Below are 19,424 nucleotides of genomic sequence, written 5' to 3' on the forward strand. Positions count from 1 at the left end.
TTTTAAATGTAAAATCAACTTTTTTTTAACATTTACCAAAATTTACCTATTTATATCAGAAATATTTACTCTGAAAAGAAAGAGGTATCAAAATTGCGGAAATCATGAATGACTGCAGAAACTCCTGCAAGCTTCTCATATGCTTCCTTACGTTCAGGTGTTGTAATCGCAATCAGTCTGCCGGGATGACAGCGGTATGCGAAAGCAAGCCCGGATAGTGAATCTTCAATAATCATACAATTTTCAAGCGGAACACCAATAGCCTTTGCACCGTCATGGAACATGGAAATCTTATCGACATGGGTACCATCATCATAAATAATGGCATTTGTATCAAACCAGCGGTCGAGGTGAAAGGATGAAATAAAGAAATCAATATTTTCTTTAATAGATGCTGAACAGATGGTCATCGGTACCTGCAGCTTCTGCAGCTTGTTCAGCACATCCTCCAGTCCATCCACCAAATGAAACATAGCTGGATCATTTACGCAGCATTCCCGATATAATGCTTCCTTTGCCTTGGAAAGCCTCTCACTTTCTTCATCACTCATGTTACCAAGTAATAATTCAATAATTTTTTTGTTGGTCTGTCCATGCGTATGATCCAGCTCATAATCTGAGATGGGGCAGCCGCGGTATTTCTGGGAAAATACATTCCATGCTTCCCTATGCTTTTCGGAATCGAAAAACATCGTCCCGTTGAAATCAAATAACAATCCTTTTTTATTCATAGCTGTTCTCCTTTTTCTATTTTATTGTAGTATACGGATATGATTCGTCAAGTTCTCCTTTACAAATCCGAATGAATTTTTCAAATCATAGGTAGTACTGCTTTTCTGAAGCTTACCATCATTTACTGCCCCGTCACTCCGTACCCTGATCCATCCATCCTCCTGCTTCAGCACTAGCAGAGAAGCAGGCACGCTGTCTATCTTATATAAAACAGTACTCTCTTCTTTTCCTTTATATACAGTGAGCGGCTGTTCACTAACCAGGTAGGAAAAGCTTTGATCCTTTCCCTGCATAACCATATCAAAGGTTCGATAAAAATCTGCGGCTTTTTCTCCCCAGTAGGGGTCAGAGGCATAGCGTACATTCATACCACCCGCCTTATCTCCAAAGAACCCGCCATGATACAGATCACTCAGCGGATTGAGGTAGCCCTCCTGCAGATATTTCTCTGCATGCATCATAATACTCTCTTTTACATTTGCATAGCCGGAAGCGCTTTGGGATGGTGATACATCATACGCCGCATGACCGAACAGATTATTCTTTTCCCGCGCTATAGAGCTTCTTCCAAAATCACTCTCATTCATCGCCAGACAGAACATCATTACAGCATTCGTGCCATAGCGTTTCTGTGCATCCATAAACCAGGCCCCACTGTTATACAAAAGAGATTGTTGAAATGAAGTAAATCCCAGATAATTGTGTACATACCAGTTAATATCCTCTGCTGAATACCGGCTGATGCTTCTGTGTGGCAGAAACTGGTAATAATTATAGAAGGCGTTCTTATTAGCAGCGTGTTCATGTGTATCCTTTCGATAATCATCAATCATATCCTCAAAATATCGGTAGAAGTAATGGCCATCATAGCTGTAATAGGCCTGATCTTTAAGCTGTAGTTCTCCCATGGATAATGTGCTCGCATAACTGCTCTGCGAGATATTGGTTGTAAGCTTATGTGTTAGAAGTCCGGACTTTGCCGTATAGTGATTGATGGAGGTTACATCGTTTTCATTATAGTAATTATGCAGAGTTACCAGCTCTGTCGCTACCCAGCCATCAACACCTGCCTGACGGAAACGAATTTCCTTACCGTCATCGCTGATATCGACAAAGGCGGCATCGTTTCCATAGCATCCGTTTGTATATCCTGTCTCATCTGTTTGCTCCATACGGTAGGAGGTGTTAAGCGTACAATCCTTGCGCTGAAATTGTACAACGCCGTATCCGATTGCAATCAGCTTGTTATCATAGCGGATTCCTGCATTTTGTTTCTCACTTCGCTTTGTCTGTGCCAGCATCTCGTCCTTTGCCTGTGCAAGAGAATGATATTCCGCATATTCCTGCTCTCTTCCATCCGGATACAGAATCATAACTGTATAGGTTCTTCTGGTGGAAAAAAACCATGACAGGATCAATACCAGCAGGGCAATCAGTACACCGCTCGCCAATATGGAGATGTAGCGGTTTTGTTTCTTTTTTTTACGTCTGTGCACAGTTTTTTTCATGAATTCCTCCATTTTCTAACAGTGTATCGTAATTCTTAAAAAAAGGAAAGAACTCTTGTAATTCTTAAGAAAAGTTTTATAATGAGGAAAAAGTGAAGGTGATGACGATGCTATGCGAAAAAACATTTTATGATCTGTCTCTTCTTTCCTATTTTGATACCTATGCTGTTAATATTCCGGTATCGGATATGATACGGCATATACAGGAGGATGAACAGCTGATACAGGATTACGGACAGTATCCGGATTTTCAGAATAACATGAAGCTTGTTCGTCAGATTAATCCGGAAGAATATAAAAATATGATGGTAAAGGACTGGTATAACGACAATGCGGACAGCGGTGTTGTATATTATACCTTTGAGCTGGAGGATGCATTGATTTTTGCATTCCGCGGCAGTGAAAAGCTGGATGATGTTCATCACAGGACAGGGTGGCAGGACTGGAAGGATAATTTCAGAATGTTTCTGAAGGATCCCACTTGGCAGCAGCTTTTAGCACTGCATAGGATTCAGAATACAGATATACAGAAGCCATTTTATATGTGTGGACATTCCAAGGGTGGAAATCTGTCGCTGTACATTGCTTTGACGATGAAAAAAGAATTGCAGGATCAGCTAATCCGGGTTGTCAGCTTTAATGCACCGGGAATCACCAAGCCGATTCTTTCCTTATACGAACAGCGCGCAAGAGATCCGGAATTTCTGGATAAGCTGTTGATATTTGAGAATGAAAATGATTGCGTATCCGCCTTTTTTGAAAATCTGAAGGAGCCGATTTATGTGCGTTCGTGTTATCCCTGTACAAATATGGAGGAGCTTTATCACAATCATAATCTGTACGCGATGGATTTTCAGGATAATGCCTATATCATGGCGGAAAAGAAAACGGTTATGCCAAAATTCTTCTATCATTTTATCAATGATTTCTTTATGAATCTCAAGGAGGAACGCGTGGCGAAGGTCGTAGCGAAAATGGATGAGTATTTTGACAGCGGCTGTTCCATGGAGGAGCTGTATAAGCTGATGCTTGTGGATGTTTCCCGCTATGTATCCCTGTTTGAGGATATTCCAGAGGAGGAAATGGCAACCATTACCTTGCAGGATTTGATTGACCGCCGTAAGACAAAGCTGATTATGGATAAGGTGAAGGAGCTGCAGCCAAAGGAAACATTGCAGAAGATGGCAGATTCCGTAATGATATCCTCTCCTGTTGTAAAGCTGAATGAAATTGATATGAAGGAAATCACGCAGGGACTGATTGACAATTATGAACTGCTGGTGAAGGAAAAAACAAAAGAATTTCATGCTATGATATCTGAAAATAATGAAAAAATCATGCATGCAATTCGTTCCATTCGCAGCCGTGAAAGTGAGTCACACAAAGATTAGGTTGCAAAGTTTCCCTTCCTATAGTATTCTAATTATAGAATACTGCAAATATAGAAAGAAGGGTACCTATGCCGCTGAAACATGCGATTCTGGGTCTGTTGAACTATGCGGAAATGACCGGTTATGATATTGACCGTTATTTCAAATCAAGCATTGCCTTTTTCTGGCATGCGCAGACATCACAGATATACAAGGAGCTGAACACCTGTACAAAGCATAACTGGGTGGACAGTGAGATTGTTTACCAAAGTGATAAACCGAATAAGAAGGTTTTTCACATTACCGAGGAGGGCAGACTGGAGCTTCACCGCTGGCTGGCCGATGCGGATCTTGAGGATATCATGAAGTACAAGAATCCACTGCTGATTAAAATTTTCTTTTCCAGTAATATTGATATTGATCAGACGATGCGACTGCTGGAAAAATACATTCGGGAGTGCTCTGACATTATTGATAAAATGAATGATGATTTGAATACGATACCGGAATTTGAAGCACAGATTCACAAGGATAATGAATCCTTTTACTGGGGTATGACGATGACCTATGGTTTTATGTATTATCAGAATGAAATCAAATGGGCAAATTGGTGTATCGATAAGCTGAAGGAAAAAATATAATGAAAGCATATTCACAGGAATTGTAAGTGCATGTCTAAATTTTCATGTAAGCTTGTGATTATCTATAGAAACATGATATAATGGGGTCGAATAAGCATCATATCCTAGAACAGAAGGGAGAGACATCTATGGAAAAACTGACGATACAGGATTATCTTAACTGTTTACAGGCAAAGAAGCAGGAGGCTCATGACAAGCAGTGGCTGTACATCGAAGTGAATGCCAAGGATTTGCTGGAGGAATGTGAACCGGGTGTAAGAAATCAGAATGTATGCTGCAAGGCTATGCTTGATGCCATGCTTGAGGGTGACGGCTTTATTGTAGAACCGAAAAACAAGAGCAAATGTGCAGCTAGTCTGACCATCCGTTATTATGTGGATAATCTGAGTCCGGAGCGAAGAAAGTATACAGAAGTAAATTAGGAATGTAATAGGAAAAGGATGTAACGTTGAGCTTTTCAAACGCTGCATCCTTTTTGTATATTGTGTCGAATACGTCGATTCCCCGGGAAATGATTGCTCAATGGTGAAAGCACTTCAATCGCTATGCATATAAATGTAAGTCACTTTTTTCGCTGTGCACTTCATCGTAAGTCACTTTTTTGAAGACTGAGAATGGCTTTTGCGGTACAGAGAAACCCAGAAGCCTTTATGCTTTCAGCCTGATGGATATCTGAAAAACCACAGTAAGGTACAGCTGTATAACTGTGAATTTCCTGTACAGAATATTGCAAGGTTATCCTTCCTCTTTGCTTGCATAAGGAAACGTACATCATCACCTGCAAAGTTATGAAGGGACCTATTTTAATTCTTCCTCTGTTCTTTTTAAAGCCCGTTTTTTCCTGTCAGGACTATGACTCTCACTTAAAAGCTCTTAATAAAAACAATCACATAGAAAATTTTCCTTTTCCCTTATTATGCAAGGGTATAGCTTTCCACTTCCTAAAAGATATTGGAAAAGCCCATTTCTCTTATTATGCAAGGATACGGTTTTCCATTTCCTAAAAGATATTGGAAGACCATTATACATATGAACTGTAGTCTCAATTTTATGAATTTCAGCTTCCTTTTACGGCATCATATTCATTTATTTTCATCCCATAATATCAGGGTATTTTTTACCTGCGTTCAGATTTTGTGTATTATGAAAACAAAAATAATACTTTACAAACACCGGGATAAATGCTTATAAAACCCTTTAAACAAAGGCTTTTCAAGAGTTCATAAGTTGTTAAGGGACAAAACAAAAGTTGAACTTAAATACGATTGAAATGTTTTGAAATCTCTTTTATTATCTAGGTGTAAAGCAAACAGGAAAACATGAAGGAGGTGACATGATGCTGAAAGATCTGACAAATGAAAGGCTGATCCGGTTAAACATTGAAGCCGCTGACTGGGAAGAAGCAATCCGCAAATCCGCGCAGCCGCTGATAGACGAACACAAGGTCAAGCAATCCTATGTGGATGATATGATTACAGGGGTAAAAGAAAACGGCCCTTATATCGTTCTTACCAAGCATGTTGCACTTCCGCATGCCAGACCGGAGTCAGGAGCACTGGAAAGTGCCATTGGTATTGCGACTTTGAAAACGCCGGTTGTCTTCGGAAATGAGGCAAACGATCCTGTGAAATATCTGTTTTGTCTCAGTGCAAAGGATAACATGGAGCATTTGAATGCACTGGCTGAGCTGGCGGGAATGTTTGAGGATGCACAATTCTACAGGCTCCTGGAACAGGCAGAGAGCGCAAAGGAAATTATGGAATACATCAGTAAATAGAAAAAGGAGGATACTGATATGTACAAAGCATTAGTATGTTGCCGTGCAGGCATGGGATCCAGTATGCTGTTGAAAATCAAGGCGGATCAGGTTATCAGCGAAAACGGCTATCCAATCCAGACCGAGCATGGGAATCTGGATTCCCTGAATGGGTTTACCGGGGATCTTGTTATCACGATGGATGATCTGGCAGACGAATTAAAGGACAAGGTTCCTTATGCACTGGGGATTCGCAATATCATGGACAAGGTGGAAATGAAATCCAAAATGGAAGAATTTCTTGCCACAAAATAGGGAATAACAAGGGAATGTATAAAAAATAACTAAAGGAGAGAAAACATATGTTAGATGCGATTTTAGCGCAATCACGAAATACCGCATTGATTATGGGGCTGATTGCGATGATTGGTCTGCTGCTGCAGAAAAAGCACGCGACGGACGTTATCAGCGGTACGATGAAAACAGTTATCGGATTTATGGTATTCAACATTGGATCCACTGCAATGTCAGGGGTTGTACAGACATTTACAGATTTATTCAATGTAGCGTTTGGAATTGAAGGAGTTACTACACAGGTAGAGGTCGCAACCGGTCTTGCACTGAATACTTATGGTACAGAGGTGGCCCTGGTTATGCTGCTGGGCTTCGTTGTCAATTTGATCGTTGCCAAATTCACAAGATTTAAGGCAATCTTCCTTACCGGACAGCACTTTCTGTACTTTGCATGTGTCATCGCACTGATCTTTATTGCCAACGGTCTGCCGATGCCACTTACGGTAATTGCCGGTGGTATTCTGCTTGGCTTCTGCGGTGCAGCACTGCCATCCTTCTGTCAGCCGTTTATGAATAAAATTACGGGTGCTGACAACCTGGCTATGGGGCACTTTAACTGTATTGGTTATGCATTTGCCGGATATGTAGGGAAATTATTCGGTAAGATGGGAAAAAGCACAGAGGAAAAGAAGGATGCCAGCACAGTCAATATGCCGAAATTCTTTGAATTATTCCGTGACTTTATCTTCTCAGTAGCATTGTTCATGGTGGTATTGTTCTATGTGGCTGTAATTGCCTGTGTGGTAAACGGTCATATGGATGTCGTTCTTGAAAAAGCAGGAAATGATATCTGGTTTATTTATCCGTTCCTGCAGGGTCTGCAGTTTGCGGCAGGTATGAGCGTTCTGATTTATGGTGTTCGTCAGTTTATCGCAGAAATCACTGCAGCGTTTGTTGCAATTTCAGAGAAATATATTCCAAACTCCAAACCGGCAGTTGACTGTCCGGCAATCTTCCCATTCGCTCCGACTGCTGTCCTGATTGGTTTTGTGGGTGCATTCGTCGGCGGTCTTGCGGCAATGGCAATCATGATTGCATGCAACAGCAGTGTCATTATGATTCCGGCAGCCGGTATCTGTTTCTTCTCAGGAGGTACCTGCGGTATCTTCGGTAATGCCTATGGCGGCTGGAAGGGCGCATTGGTTGGTTCCTTCATCGTTGGTATGGCATTAACCGGTCTGCCACTGATTCTGTATCCTGCATTCGCAGGTCTGGGAATTTCCGGAGCATCCTTCCCGAATGTCGATTACAATATTATCGGAGCATTCCTGAACTGGATTCTGGGAATCTTCGCCTGATTTGCATAAACAGGGCAGGGATGGAAGTCCTTGTCCTGCTTTTTAAAAGAGGTAAATGCTATGGGATTAAAACAACTGATAGAAAAGCAGAAAGCAAAAGGCGTTCTGGTAAAGACGATGGCAAATCCGTCTATGGTCATTATGGCAAAGGATTGCGGTATGGATTTTATCTTCTATGACTGTGAGCATGGTGTAATGTCCTATGAACAGCTCCATGATGTGATGGTACTTGGCAATATGCAGGGCTTTCCCTCCATCGTCCGAATTGCTCAACTGTCCAGAGCGGATGTATCCAAAATCCTTGATTATGGTGCAGCTGGTGTTATGGTTCCTATGGTGGAAACAGCAGAGCAGGCACGACAGCTTGTTCAGTGGAGCAAATATCCGCCACTTGGAAAGCGCAGCTATTCCGGTGGAGCGAATACGCACTATGCCCCTGGCGGTCATCATGAACAGCATATGAGAGAGCTGAATGAAAATGTAATGAGTATTGTTCAGATTGAAACCAGACAGGGTGTGGAACGCATTAAAGAAATACTGGATGTGAAGGGCATTGACGGTGTACTCATCGGCCCCTGTGACCTGGCGATTTCTCTTGGCTGGCCGGATGATCTCATGCGTACAGAGGAGCAGGATATGATCCGATGTGTCGCAAAGGCATGTAGGGAGCGAAAGCTTGCCTTCGGAATTATTGGTAGCATGGCAATGCAGGAGGCTTTTCAAGAGTACAGTAATATGCTTGTTTCAGCGATTGATACCTCACTCATGAGAGATGGCTTGAAGCAGGCAGTGGAAGAATATAAGAAACTGGAAAGGAAGGAATACGATGGCAGTAGAAAAAGAACAGATTCGTGAGTTCCTGGATATTGAATCCAGCGAGCTGAAAAACTTTATAGACGGTATAGATACAGAGGCACTGGTTGCCGCAAGAGAGCTGATTCTGAATGCGGAGAAAAACCGAAACCGTGTGCATGTGACAGGAATTGGAAAACCGGGACATGTGGCCGGATATGCGGCATCATTATTATCCTCCACGGGAACACCTACGTATGAGCTGCATGGTACAGAGGCTGTTCACGGCAGTGCCGGACAGGTGCTTCCGGGGGATGTTGTCATTGCCATTTCCAACAGCGGAGAAACAACAGAGCTGAAAGCAACCGTGGAAACATTGAAAAACAATGGTGCAAGACTGATCGCGTTAACCGGAAAAGCGGATTCCTGGCTGGCTAAACAGGGAGATGTAACGCTGATTGCCGGTGTGAAGCAGGAGGGAGATCCGATGAATAAGCCTCCTAGAGCATCCATATTGGCAGAAATGGTTATGCTGCAGAGTCTGAGCATTTTATTGCAGAATGCGAAAAATCTGACACCGCAGCAGTATGTAAAATGGCATCCGGGAGGAAGTCTTGGAGCCAGCATTAAGAATAGCGAGGATAGATAAATGAAATTTGAAGGTATTATAACTCCAATCATCACACCGTTTCACCGTGATGAGGAACAGCATATCAATTATGAGGCAACAAAGCAACTCATCGATCATCTGATCGCAAAGGGTGTAAAGGGAATCTTCATCCTGGGAAGCAATGGAGAGTTTCATGTAATCGATGAAGCAGAAAAAATAGAGTTCGCAGAAAAGGTGATTGCCATGGTAGACCACCGCGTCCCGGTATATGTGGGAACGGGGGCATGCAGTACCAGGGAAACCATACGTCTGTCCAAGAAAATGGAGAAGCTGGGTGCGGATGCATTAAGTGTGATCACACCATATTTCCTGACACCAACAGAGGAAGAGCTGGTACAGCATTTTACAGCGGTAGCGGAAAGTGTGAATATACCGATTATATTGTATAACATACCAAAGGCAACAGGCTGTAATTTAAGTGCAGCGGTCGTAAGCCGTCTGGCAGAGGTAAAGAATATCCGTGGAATCAAGGACAGCAGCGGACAGGAAGAAAATCTGAAGGCATATGCAGAAATCGCAAAGCGTGATGATTTCGACTTACTGATTGGTTCGGATTCCAAGATCAGCTATGGTTATGCTCTGGGGGCAAGTGGAGCAGTGACAGGAACCTCCAATGTAATCACCGAGGTATTGGTGGAGCTGGACAAGGCTCTGCGTAGTGGGGAACAGGAAAAAGCAGAGGCACTGCAGAAGGACATCGATGTATTGCGTGGTGTATTGAAGCTGGGAACTGTACCGGTTGTTATGAAGCGTGCAGCAGAGCTGGCAGGAATCACACAGGCAGGGCCGGCAAGAAAGCCGGTGCTGGAATGCAGTGCACAGGATGATGAAAAAATCAAAGAGATGCTGAAGCATTATCACCTTATTTAACAACTTAGAGAGGATGATGGATATGAAGGAATATATCATACATGAAGACAAAGGAAAGCTGCTGCTGTATACACTGCTGAATCTGTGCTTAACCATAATGCTGATGATGCTGACAATCTATGCTTACGGCACCGGGCATTTCCTGTTTGCCTTCTTCGGTATTACAGGTCTCTGGTTTTCTGTGAAGGCTATGTGCAGGTATGGCTTTCGGCTTGTCAAAAACACTCCGGTATGCGAATTTAAACGGGATGAGGTACTACTTCCTGCACTTCCCAAAGAGCAGCGGCATATGAAATATAAGGATATTCGTACGGTAAAAATTCTTCGCAATAAAAGCTCTGTCAAGTTCTTCTTTGCCGGAGAACATGTGACGCATCCTTCCGGCTGGCAGTATGTAGGGGCAGTTTATCTCTTTCAGAGAAGCAAGCTGAATGATGTACAAGCATATGCTATGAACTGCCTTCATACCCATCATATAACCTGTGAGGTTGTACAGAAAGCATAATAAATAGAAACATACGAGGAGGCAGTATATGCAGAAAGTGGATATTACAAAGCGAATCGCACAAACAGGGGCAATGGCTATCGTTCGTGTGGATACGATTGAGCGTGGAATGGAAATCGCAAACGGATGTCTGGACGGGGGAATAGATTGTCTGGAAATCAGTTATACACTGCCAAATGCAGGAGAGGTGATTCAGGCTTTGCGCAATGAATTTCAGGATCGCCTGCTCGTCGGTGCCGGTACGGTGCTGGATAGTGAAACTGCAAGACATGCTATTTTACATGGAGCACAATTTATTATTGCACCGAATTTTTCAAAAGAGGCAGCCATCATGTGCAACCGGTATCAGATTCCCTATGCACCGGGCTGTACGACATTGACGGAAGCACTTCAGGCTCTGGAAGCAGGGGCCGCCTTTATCAAGGCGTTTCCTATCTCAGATTTCTATGGGGCTAAGCTGGTATCTGTATTCAAAACTCCTATTCCTTATATGCCGATTCTTGCGAGCGGTGGCATCGATTTGAAGAATCTGAAGGATTATGTGACACGCGGTGTGGACTGCTGCGGCTTTGGAGGTCTTCTGACAAAGGGAAGCAGAGAACAAATAGCAGCGAATGCTCACTCCATCCGTTGTCTGATCGATGAAGCAAGACAGGAACTACAGACAGCGGCAGAATAACGGATAAACGGCAGTGTGAAATCATACATGCCTACAGGAGCATAACATTTGCTAAACCATTATGGTACAATATAGGACGTGGCAGGAGCTGCGTCTTTTTTTGGTTCAATGTTTGTTGATACAGAAAACAAAACTTGTACTGAAAACATTTTGATAGTGATACCGTTTTCATATACAATCTAATTATAGAACAGGATTCGAGGAGGTATGTGTATGGATAATGAACTCATGGCACTTATGCAGGTGCTGTCCAATAAGCCTTATCTCACTCTGAAGGATATCGAAGTAAGCGCCGGAATTACACGTCGCCAGGCAACCTATCGTATTGATAAGGTAAACGATTTGCTGCGGCAGCATCATGCTCCTGTGATTACAATTGGAACAGCGAAGGAAATCCGTCTGGAAGCCCAGTCACGAAAGAAGCTTGAGGAGCTGCTTCAGGAAATGAACCAAAGCAGTCAGTACTACATGAACAAAAAGGAACGGCAGATTTACATGTATCTGATGCTGTTTATGAACAGTGAATATCTGTCATTGAGTGATTTCATTGATTCTCTTTGTGTAAGCAGAAGCACAGTACTGCTGGATTTCAAGGAACTGACACAGATGCTGGAGGAACGTGGCATTCGGGTGAGAAATAATCGGACAAAGGGCTATTATCTGATTGGCTCTGAAATGGAAATCCGCAGGATTATGATGAAGTATGTCATTTATACTCTTGCCGAGGAACAGAGTGCCAAAATCTTCGATGTTTTTATTGATGACTTTAATCTGGATATCTTTGATTATTCCCGTCTGGTGATCACGGAGCTTGCGCAGCGTCACAAAATACGTTTCGTAGAGGATCGCCTGGTGGAGTTTATTTATATTTTTATTTTTCTGAAGGCGCGAATGCAGAGCGGAAAGAATGCAGAGGAAGAAATTCATGCGCTGATGGATATGGATGCGATATCCTCCATGAAGGAATATGAGTTTACGGTGGAGCTGTTAAAGAATTATAAGAATACGGAAAATATTACAAATACGGATATCAATTATATTTCTTCGTGGATTCTGGGGATATCCTTTGGCGATATTAATGAGGAAACCAAGGATTGTATATTGATTTCTGATATCATCGGAAAAATTATGACCCGTTTTGAATATCTGAGCGGAGCGCATTACCGCAATACAGAGGAAATCTTCATTCAGCTGTATTCTCATTTTCGCCCTGCCTATTACCGTTTGCTTTGCCGTCTGCCGATTTTCAATCCGTTGTGTGATAAGGTGAGAGAGGAATACCGTCAGCTGTATCAGCTTGTGGAAGAAACCATGAAGCCGTTTCATGTTATTTTTGGAGGAGATATTCCGGCAGGGGAAATCGCATACCTGACCATGCATTTTGCGTCGATTTATTCCGATCAGAAAGCATTTGAAATTGAAAAGCAGAAGACTGCGCTGGTTGTATGTTCCAATGGAATCGGCAGCTCTGCGATTCTTTATAATGAGCTAACCGGTATGTTTCCGGAGCTTCACTTTCTGCCACCGCTGGAAACCTCGCATATTCAGGATATCCAAGAGCACGTAGATATCATATTCTCTACAAGCTATGTTTCTATGGGGGCTGGTATCCATGCTCCTATTATCCGGGTAAGTCCGGTAATGTCCATTGCGGAGCGCTACCAGGTGATGCGTGAGGTCTATATGCAGATGGGAAGTCACTTTTTAAAGCAGCCCAATGTCGATGTCGTGATGGGGATTGTAGCAAAATATGCGAATATTCAGGAGGAGCATGCATTATACAATGAGCTGATCACGTATTTCTCTCATATTGACACACAACCGCAGGAGGAATGTGTCCTGCATCTTGCGGACATGGTGAAGCCGGAGCTGATTCGCCTGCATATCGACGCGGAAAACTGGGAGGAGGCTGTGCGGAAAGCCTATGAGCCAATGGTACAGCATGGCTATATCACTCAGAATTATGTGGAGGAAACCATTAGCAGTGTTCGCATTGTAGGGCCGTATATCGTGATTACGAAGCATGTGGCATTACCGCATGTAAAGCCGGAAGCCGGGGCGTTATCCGTTGCACTGGGAGTAGGTGTATTGAACCATGCCATAGAGTTTGGAAATCGTGACAATGATCCTGTGAAATATATTTTCAGTCTGAGCGCTACGGATAATCAGACGCATTTATGTGCAATGGCAGAGCTTTTGGAGCTGTTTAACAAGCCGGAGTTTTTTGATATGCTCGATAGCTCAAGAGACAGTGATACGGTTATGGCGTATTTAAGAAATAATCAATAACAAAGAAAAAACATAACTTTCACCCATTGCGAAGGACAGCACTAGACAGGCACTACAGCTTGCTTTTATCTTATCGGCAAAGATGGTATTTGATCTCTAATGATTTACTGCTATAGAATTTAATGGCGGATTTAAACTGCTGTTGCTTAATCATCAGGATGGATTGTAATATATCCTGTTTTAATCCATACCTTTTCCAATATAGTCCTATTATGTGAAGGAACAATAGACTACTGGAATATGAGGTTATTAACTGGTCATATATGAGAAATTCACTCATAGTTGGGTTACATGTTTTTCAAATTGCTGGGCACAGTGCTTTCAACTTTACACATAACATTTTGCTCTATACACCTGTTTTAATCTTTATAGTTGCAAACTGAAGCATAGTATGGTTTAATATAAATGCCTTTTTATCAAGAGTTGGGGTAGAGAGTTAGCTCGCTTGATCCCACGCCAACCTGTATGACGCATCATATAAGGTGGTACTGCTAACAGCGATAAGAGAAACAATCACATAACGATTTGCCTTCTCTCACGCTAGGGAAGGCATTTTCATAATAGAAGCGAAGGAGATTTGAAACATGAAAGATTACATTTTTACATCAGAAAGTATTACCGAAGGACATCCGGACAAAATCTGTGACCGTATTGCGGACAGTATTCTGGATGAGGCATTGCGTCAGGACCCTGCAAGTAAAATGGCAGTGGAGGCTACGATTAAGGATGATTTTGTTCTTATCTATGGTGAAGCCAATACGAAGGCTGATCTGGATTATGAGAATATTGCGAAATCAGTTATCCGTGAAATCGGATATACTGAGGAGTATGAGGTATTGGTAAAGGTTCGTGAACAATCACTTGAGATCAATCATGCGGTTGTTCAGGCTGACGGTGAAATCGGTGCAGGAGATCAGGGTATCATGTTTGGATATGCGTGTGATGATACAGATAACTATATGCCTGCGGCTATTGAATACGCACATAAGCTCGCTAAGCGTTTAAGCGATGTCCGCCGAACAAACCCGCTGCTGCTTCCGGATGGGAAAACACAGGTGAGTGTGGAATATGAAAACGATAAAATAAAAAGAATTGATACGATTGTTGTTTCTACTCAGCATATTGCACAGGCTACACAGCAGCAGATTGCAGATATTGTTATGAAAGAGGTTATCACACCGGTCATACCTGATGAGCTGTTGGACGAGGATACCATTTATCTGATCAATCCAAGTGGAAGCTTTGTTACAGGTGGTTCATTTGGTGACAGCGGAACGACAGGAAGAAAAATTGTTGTGGACAGCTATGGCGGAATGGGAAGGATTGGCGGAGGCTGTTTCTCCAGTAAGGATCCTTCCAAGGTAGACCGCAGTGCAGCATATTACTGCCGCTATGTGGCAAAAAATATCGTAGCCCATCAGCTCGCAAGTAAATGTGAGGTGCAGGTAGCCTACGCAATCGGAAAGGTGAAGCCTGTATCTATTATGGTGGATACCTTCGGTACAGGAAATAAGAGTGATGAGGAAATCCTTGATATTATCCGAAGCAATTTCAGCTTTGAGGTGAAGGATATCATTGAAGAGCTTGACTTGTGCCGTCCGATTTATAAGGAAACCTCCTGCTACGGTCATTTTGGAAGAGAAGAATTCAGTTGGGAGAAAATAAAAGAGCTGAATTATTAGGATGTAAACAGCAGCTGGCAACTGCTATAGCCTGGATATGGATAGTATTGGGTTTTGTGATATATGAAAAAAGGTATCAGCCGTTTTGATACCTTTTTTGCTGTATAAGCTCTTTCTATGAAAAACAAAAAACATCAATGCAGTATCATTTATTCTAATTAAAAAGCAATTTGGTTTTAACGTGGCTATTATTGAACATAAGCCAACATTTTGTGATTTACAAGCAGAATTACAAAAAGGATGCGGTATGGAACAATCCGTACCATAGCAGATAATGACGGCTTTTTCTATCAATTTTCTAGAGCTGTGGATAGTAATTGTAGTGCAGATATACGGCCTGTTTGTTTCTATTTGGGGACAGTAAAGCGGTAGGGTGTTCTCTGGATATAATTGTTGTTATAACATAAAAAAAGCTTTTGGAAGCAGCCAAAAGCTGTCATATGATATTTTCTGTTTATATCGGTTATACTCAGTAAAAGGTTCTTTATGTAAAATTAGAAGTATCTGGACGTTGCTCATCTTATACATTGTGCCAAAGCTTTTTTAGCATTCACTGGACTGAAAGAAATCAGGTGATATCATTCCGTTATTCAAAGGTCCCCTTTTTTAAAAGCGTCTGATTCCTCATTAACCAGGTTCCTTTTGCCATAACATCCTGAAGCTGCCATTCGTTATCAAAAAGTAACAGATCCGCATCGCTGCCTGCACGGATACAGCCCTTTTTGGGATACAGTCCAAGTATCTGAGCCGGATTTGCCGTCACGAAGGATAAGCACTCCGTGATGGAAAAGTCATGGTTTTGCAGCATCGTCTGTATATCCTGTAAAAGAACAGAAACAGAGGAAACACCGATTGCAGTTAAATTTCCCAGCGTATCATAGGTTGACCAGCTCCCCTGTCCATCAGAGCTTAAAGTGATTCTGCCGTAATCCTTAGGATTGGCCTGTCTGATCCATACAGCACTGCACGTATGCGGATCACAGGTAATATCTATCGTACCTCCCATATGCAATAGCTGAAGCGCTCTTTGGAACAAACGATCATTTCTTGTGACATGGGTAGGATGAAACATCGTACACGGCAGACCGGTATTACAGATCGCCTTCATTACATATGCAAGGTCGTCCTGTTCATCTCCCATATGCAGCGTCATACAGCCCGGCTTGTTAGAAAGCATCCCTGCTGTTCTTACCTCGCTTGCCAGCTTGAGGAAATCTTCATATGCTATATGAGAGCTTCTATGATCACTCAATGCTAGCTTCACACCGAGAATCTCGTCAAGAAACATGATATCCTTTTTTACAGAGCCGGTAACCGTAGTGCTTGGAACGGCATAGGAGCCGGACATAGCATAAGCCGATATACCCTCCTGCTTCAACGCCTTTACTTTTGCGAGCAAATCCTCCATACTGCGTGTAATACCATCTGTTCCCAGCAAGCCTACAACTGTTGTAATGCCTGCCTGAATGAGTGAGGATAGCTGTATTTGCGGTGTACGAGTCGCAAAGCCGCCTTCTCCGCCTCCTCCTGTTACATGAACATGACGGTCAATCAATCCGGGCGTCATTCGTTTTCCACTACCGTCTAGGATATCCATATAAGGGACAGTTTTCATATTTTTTTCAATATGTGCAATTCTTCCCTGAACGATGAGAACATCCTGAACTCCCAAATCCTCAGGTGCATATAGATGTACATTTTTTATAAGCAGCATCGTGATTCCTCCTATATATATCCCATACTCTTTAACAGATATAGCCACATCGTCAATGTGAATGCACTGCCCAGCGTAGTCATCATAACAACACTGCTGGATAGCGTACCCTCATGTCCCATATTCCTTGCCATAATATAGCAGCTGACAGTTGTAGCGGAGCCAAGCATAACAAGAATAGCAACCAGCTTATCATTCACAAAGCCGAGAGCTATTGCTAGGGGAAGAAATACAGCCACATACAGAATCAGCTTCATAAAGCTGCAAAGCAGTGCCGGTTTTATTCTGGCATAGAGATCATGAAATTCAAATGAACCACCCATTGCCATCAGTCCCAGCGGTGTTGCCAGGGCACCCAGGTTATGCAGCGATTTCTGCATAATGACAGGCTGCGGTATGTTAAGGAAAGACCAAAGCATGCCGGCTGCGATTCCCAGTATGATTGGGTTACGCAATATATCCTTTCCGGTCTGCAGCATCAGCTCTTTTCGCAGGGCTCCCCGCTCAGGCTTCATAATGGAAAGAACGATAACAGCAATAATATTGTATAAAGGCACAGTGGCTACAATCATCAGCGGAGCCATACCAGCATTTCCGTAAATATTCTGTATAAAGGCAATACCCAGAATGGCAGCACTGCTGCGATAGCTTGCCTGTACAAATTCTCCCTGAATACTGCGGTCCTTTAAGCGGTAGGATATCACAATGGAGAAGATGATAGATAACAGTGTAGCCAGAAAGCAGAATACCACAAACGAGGTATCCCAGGCTGTCATCAGATCTGTTGTGCTGATATCCTCAAATAACAGAACAGGAAGTGCGGCAACGAAAACAAACTTATTCATTTTCGCAAGAAAGGCTGCATCAAACAAATGTATTTTTTTAAAGAAGTAACCAAAAAACATCGTAATGAATACCGGTATCGTGGCATTCAGACAAAACATTAAATTTTCCATACTTTATCCCTCAGGTTTCTATTATACGCCGGATTTTTTAAAAAGGGAACGCAAGATTTTATGAGGATGTATATTGCTTTGTGATATACTGTAGTTAGAGCTTATGTATATGTGTTATTAAGAAAAGAGGGCTGCTTATGTATATGAATGAAAAGCTGATTCAGGAAAAGCTGGAGGAGATGAATGCCACAAAGATTCAGAAGCTGGATTCTCAGATGTATCTTGTGAATTTTGATTTGAAAGAGGATATGCGTATATCCTATGTATTTAATATTACAAGAGAGGGGAAGTATTTTCTGCAGAGAATGCGTCCATATTCCATGGTGCATGGCAAGTTTTCCAATGAGTATGAAGTTCTTTCCTTTATTAAGCATGATGTTGAGAAGTTTCAAAATGCTGCCAATAGTACAAATTTTATGAAGTTTCTGGAAATATCAAATAAGGGTCTCCAGCTGACGGAAGAAATTGAGAATGCCTTTATGAATTATAATGTGGATGGGGCTATTCTCGATGAAATGAATGAAAAGATGGAAGAGGTATTTGATCAAATCTATCTGCTTTCGGATATATCCAGAAGAGTGCTGTTACATGAGGATGAGCATGAGTAAGCTGAAGCTGCTGGAGCTGTCCGGTTTATCAAAAAACTATCGTAAACAGATACCTTCTGATTATGATATCGTATGTACGGATCAGGCGCTGATCACTTTGGATATGATGAAGTATGCAGATGTAATAGTTGGCAGGATACCGGTAGAGCTGTTGAAATATGCGCAGAGCTTGAAGCTCTTACAGCTGGATTGTGCAGGCAGTGAGCAGTATACGGCAAATGGACTTCTGCCTGAAAGCTGTCAGCTTTGTAATGCGTCAGGAAGCTTTGGTCTTGCTATTAGTGAATATCTTATTTGCACCATCCTTATGCTTATGCGAAATATGAATCTCTATGTCCGAAATCAGGAACAGGGAATTTGGCAGATGGAGGAGCCTGTTCAATCAATTTATGGTTCCACCATTCTGATTGCAGGAACGGGTGATTTGGGACAGGAATTTGCAAAGAGAGTAAAGGCTCTGGGCGCTTATACGATTGGGATACGGCAACGTGTGAATGAACCTGTTCCTTATTTTGATGAACTGCATACCATGGAGGAGCTTCCTGTATTGCTTCCACGTGCGGATGTGGTGGTGCTTGCTTTGCCCAGTACAAGCCAAACGCGCAGATGCTTTACCGCCCGCCATTTTTCCTGTATGAAGAAAACAGCTATTCTGGCGAATGTCGGAAGGGGAGATGTGCTGTCTCTGGATGCTTTGCTGTATGCTGTACAAAGCAAACAGCTGTATGGTGCAATTCTAGATGTATGTGAAAAGGAACCGCTCCCTAAGGAGCATCCTCTTTGGAAGGAACAAAATGTTATAATCACTCCGCATATATCGGGAACGTTTCAACTGGAGGAGTCCTTTGTGCGTTTCGCAGATATTGCGCTTTATAATCTGAATGCGTTCCTTGAGAAGAAGCAATTAAGAAATGTTGTTGACTTACAGCGTGGTTATCGGATTCACACTGTGCCCGAAAAGGGAATTGATTGAGATAGGGGAAAATAAAAAGGCAGTAAT

19 protein-coding genes are annotated in these 19,424 nt (G+C 42.4%); 15 read left to right on the plus strand and 4 right to left on the minus strand.

Going from position 1 to position 19,424, the window contains the following annotated elements:
- Nucleotides 1-65: 65 nt before the first annotated feature.
- Nucleotides 66-731, minus strand: a complete 666-nt coding sequence (locus GKZ87_00845) for an HAD hydrolase-like protein (GenBank protein QSI24146.1) — start codon at nucleotides 729-731, stop codon at nucleotides 66-68.
- A 21-nt stretch (nucleotides 732-752) separates the two neighbouring features.
- Entirely contained in the window at nucleotides 753-2,240 is a 1,488-nt protein-coding gene (locus GKZ87_00850; protein QSI24147.1) for a mannosyl-glycoprotein endo-beta-N-acetylglucosamidase, read from the minus strand.
- Nucleotides 2,241-2,347: 107 nt separating this feature from the next.
- Here GKZ87_00850 and GKZ87_00855 point away from each other — a divergent pair, with 107 nt between their 5' ends.
- The 13 genes from GKZ87_00855 to GKZ87_00915 all read left to right on the plus strand — a co-directional run bounded on the left by GKZ87_00855 (nucleotide 2,348) and on the right by GKZ87_00915 (nucleotide 15,146).
- Nucleotides 2,348-3,631 carry a DUF2974 domain-containing protein gene (locus GKZ87_00855; GenBank protein QSI27842.1) on the plus strand — a complete coding sequence of 428 codons (1,284 nt, stop codon included), beginning with the start codon at nucleotides 2,348-2,350 and terminating at the stop codon, nucleotides 3,629-3,631.
- Nucleotides 3,632-3,699: 68 nt separating this feature from the next.
- Nucleotides 3,700-4,251 (plus strand): PadR family transcriptional regulator, encoded by a 552-nt coding sequence (locus tag GKZ87_00860; protein ID QSI24148.1) that lies wholly within the window; start codon nucleotides 3,700-3,702, stop codon nucleotides 4,249-4,251.
- Nucleotides 4,252-4,379: 128 nt separating this feature from the next.
- Nucleotides 4,380-4,673 (plus strand): hypothetical protein, encoded by a 294-nt coding sequence (locus GKZ87_00865; protein QSI24149.1) that lies wholly within the window; start codon nucleotides 4,380-4,382, stop codon nucleotides 4,671-4,673.
- A 914-nt stretch (nucleotides 4,674-5,587) separates the two neighbouring features.
- Nucleotides 5,588-6,028, plus strand: a complete 441-nt coding sequence (locus GKZ87_00870) for a PTS sugar transporter subunit IIA (protein QSI27843.1) — start codon at nucleotides 5,588-5,590, stop codon at nucleotides 6,026-6,028.
- Nucleotides 6,029-6,046: 18 nt separating this feature from the next.
- On the plus strand, nucleotides 6,047-6,322 hold the full coding sequence (locus tag GKZ87_00875) for a PTS ascorbate transporter subunit IIB (GenBank protein QSI24150.1): 276 nt from the start codon (nucleotides 6,047-6,049) through the stop codon (nucleotides 6,320-6,322).
- A gap of 47 nt (nucleotides 6,323-6,369) precedes the next feature.
- Nucleotides 6,370-7,659: a PTS sugar transporter subunit IIC gene (locus GKZ87_00880; GenBank protein QSI24151.1), complete on the plus strand. Its 1,290-nt coding sequence runs from the start codon at nucleotides 6,370-6,372 to the stop codon at nucleotides 7,657-7,659.
- Between the two features lie 60 nt (nucleotides 7,660-7,719).
- A complete protein-coding gene (locus GKZ87_00885) occupies nucleotides 7,720-8,514 on the plus strand; it encodes a 2,4-dihydroxyhept-2-ene-1,7-dioic acid aldolase (protein QSI24152.1) in 795 nt (264 codons plus the stop codon).
- Nucleotides 8,486-9,100 (plus strand): SIS domain-containing protein, encoded by a 615-nt coding sequence (locus GKZ87_00890; protein ID QSI24153.1) that lies wholly within the window; start codon nucleotides 8,486-8,488, stop codon nucleotides 9,098-9,100. The genes GKZ87_00885 and GKZ87_00890 overlap by 29 nt, the downstream gene beginning before the upstream one ends.
- Nucleotides 9,101-9,991 (plus strand): 4-hydroxy-tetrahydrodipicolinate synthase, encoded by an 891-nt coding sequence (gene dapA / locus GKZ87_00895; protein ID QSI24154.1) that lies wholly within the window; start codon nucleotides 9,101-9,103, stop codon nucleotides 9,989-9,991.
- A gap of 22 nt (nucleotides 9,992-10,013) precedes the next feature.
- Complete coding sequence (locus GKZ87_00900; GenBank protein QSI24155.1) at nucleotides 10,014-10,496, plus strand: hypothetical protein; 483 nt, start codon at nucleotides 10,014-10,016, stop codon at nucleotides 10,494-10,496.
- Between the two features lie 28 nt (nucleotides 10,497-10,524).
- Complete coding sequence (locus GKZ87_00905) at nucleotides 10,525-11,175, plus strand: ketohydroxyglutarate aldolase (GenBank protein QSI24156.1); 651 nt, start codon at nucleotides 10,525-10,527, stop codon at nucleotides 11,173-11,175.
- A gap of 213 nt (nucleotides 11,176-11,388) precedes the next feature.
- A complete protein-coding gene (locus tag GKZ87_00910; protein ID QSI24157.1) occupies nucleotides 11,389-13,464 on the plus strand; it encodes a PRD domain-containing protein in 2,076 nt (691 codons plus the stop codon).
- Between the two features lie 584 nt (nucleotides 13,465-14,048).
- Nucleotides 14,049-15,146, plus strand: a complete 1,098-nt coding sequence (locus GKZ87_00915; GenBank protein QSI24158.1) for a methionine adenosyltransferase — start codon at nucleotides 14,049-14,051, stop codon at nucleotides 15,144-15,146.
- 586 nt (nucleotides 15,147-15,732) lie between these two features.
- Here the strand turns inward: GKZ87_00915 and GKZ87_00920 are convergent.
- Entirely contained in the window at nucleotides 15,733-16,860 is a 1,128-nt protein-coding gene (locus GKZ87_00920) for a beta-aspartyl-peptidase (GenBank protein ID QSI24159.1), read from the minus strand.
- An 11-nt stretch (nucleotides 16,861-16,871) separates the two neighbouring features.
- Entirely contained in the window at nucleotides 16,872-17,816 is a 945-nt protein-coding gene (locus GKZ87_00925; GenBank protein ID QSI24160.1) for a hypothetical protein, read from the minus strand.
- A gap of 137 nt (nucleotides 17,817-17,953) precedes the next feature.
- On the opposite strand from GKZ87_00925, the gene GKZ87_00930 reads away from it, so the two are divergent.
- Nucleotides 17,954-18,424 carry a hypothetical protein gene (locus GKZ87_00930; protein QSI24161.1) on the plus strand — a complete coding sequence of 157 codons (471 nt, stop codon included), beginning with the start codon at nucleotides 17,954-17,956 and terminating at the stop codon, nucleotides 18,422-18,424.
- The gene (locus GKZ87_00935) at nucleotides 18,405-19,397 is read left to right on the plus strand and encodes a D-2-hydroxyacid dehydrogenase (GenBank protein QSI24162.1); all 993 of its coding nucleotides are present in this window, start codon (nucleotides 18,405-18,407) and stop codon (nucleotides 19,395-19,397) included. The genes GKZ87_00930 and GKZ87_00935 overlap by 20 nt, the downstream gene beginning before the upstream one ends.
- The last annotated feature ends 27 nt before the right edge of the window (nucleotides 19,398-19,424 follow it).

This window comes from Erysipelotrichaceae bacterium 66202529 (genome assembly GCA_017161075.1).
Classification (GTDB): Bacteria; Bacillota_I; Bacilli_A; order Erysipelotrichales; family Erysipelotrichaceae; genus Clostridium_AQ.

What these genes read in the sequence shown, in the direction of transcription:
- GKZ87_00910 (QSI24157.1), top strand. Translation starts at nt 11,389, where the DNA reads ATGGATAATGAACTCATGGCACTTATGCAGGTGCTGTCCAATAAGCCT.
- GKZ87_00920 (QSI24159.1), bottom strand. Translation starts at nt 16,860, where the DNA reads ATGCTGCTTATAAAAAATGTACATCTATATGCACCTGAGGATTTGGGA.
- GKZ87_00875 (QSI24150.1), top strand. Translation starts at nt 6,047, where the DNA reads ATGTACAAAGCATTAGTATGTTGCCGTGCAGGCATGGGATCCAGTATG.
- GKZ87_00850 (QSI24147.1), bottom strand. Translation starts at nt 2,240, where the DNA reads ATGAAAAAAACTGTGCACAGACGTAAAAAAAAGAAACAAAACCGCTAC.
- GKZ87_00855 (QSI27842.1), top strand. Translation starts at nt 2,348, where the DNA reads ATGCTATGCGAAAAAACATTTTATGATCTGTCTCTTCTTTCCTATTTT.
- GKZ87_00925 (QSI24160.1), bottom strand. Translation starts at nt 17,816, where the DNA reads ATGGAAAATTTAATGTTTTGTCTGAATGCCACGATACCGGTATTCATT.
- GKZ87_00935 (QSI24162.1), top strand. Translation starts at nt 18,405, where the DNA reads ATGAGGATGAGCATGAGTAAGCTGAAGCTGCTGGAGCTGTCCGGTTTA.
- GKZ87_00845 (QSI24146.1), bottom strand. Translation starts at nt 731, where the DNA reads ATGAATAAAAAAGGATTGTTATTTGATTTCAACGGGACGATGTTTTTC.
- GKZ87_00865 (QSI24149.1), top strand. Translation starts at nt 4,380, where the DNA reads ATGGAAAAACTGACGATACAGGATTATCTTAACTGTTTACAGGCAAAG.
- GKZ87_00860 (QSI24148.1), top strand. Translation starts at nt 3,700, where the DNA reads ATGCCGCTGAAACATGCGATTCTGGGTCTGTTGAACTATGCGGAAATG.
- dapA (QSI24154.1), top strand. Translation starts at nt 9,101, where the DNA reads ATGAAATTTGAAGGTATTATAACTCCAATCATCACACCGTTTCACCGT.
- GKZ87_00930 (QSI24161.1), top strand. Translation starts at nt 17,954, where the DNA reads ATGTATATGAATGAAAAGCTGATTCAGGAAAAGCTGGAGGAGATGAAT.
- GKZ87_00900 (QSI24155.1), top strand. Translation starts at nt 10,014, where the DNA reads ATGAAGGAATATATCATACATGAAGACAAAGGAAAGCTGCTGCTGTAT.
- GKZ87_00870 (QSI27843.1), top strand. Translation starts at nt 5,588, where the DNA reads ATGCTGAAAGATCTGACAAATGAAAGGCTGATCCGGTTAAACATTGAA.
- GKZ87_00905 (QSI24156.1), top strand. Translation starts at nt 10,525, where the DNA reads ATGCAGAAAGTGGATATTACAAAGCGAATCGCACAAACAGGGGCAATG.
- GKZ87_00915 (QSI24158.1), top strand. Translation starts at nt 14,049, where the DNA reads ATGAAAGATTACATTTTTACATCAGAAAGTATTACCGAAGGACATCCG.
- GKZ87_00880 (QSI24151.1), top strand. Translation starts at nt 6,370, where the DNA reads ATGTTAGATGCGATTTTAGCGCAATCACGAAATACCGCATTGATTATG.
- GKZ87_00890 (QSI24153.1), top strand. Translation starts at nt 8,486, where the DNA reads ATGGCAGTAGAAAAAGAACAGATTCGTGAGTTCCTGGATATTGAATCC.
- GKZ87_00885 (QSI24152.1), top strand. Translation starts at nt 7,720, where the DNA reads ATGGGATTAAAACAACTGATAGAAAAGCAGAAAGCAAAAGGCGTTCTG.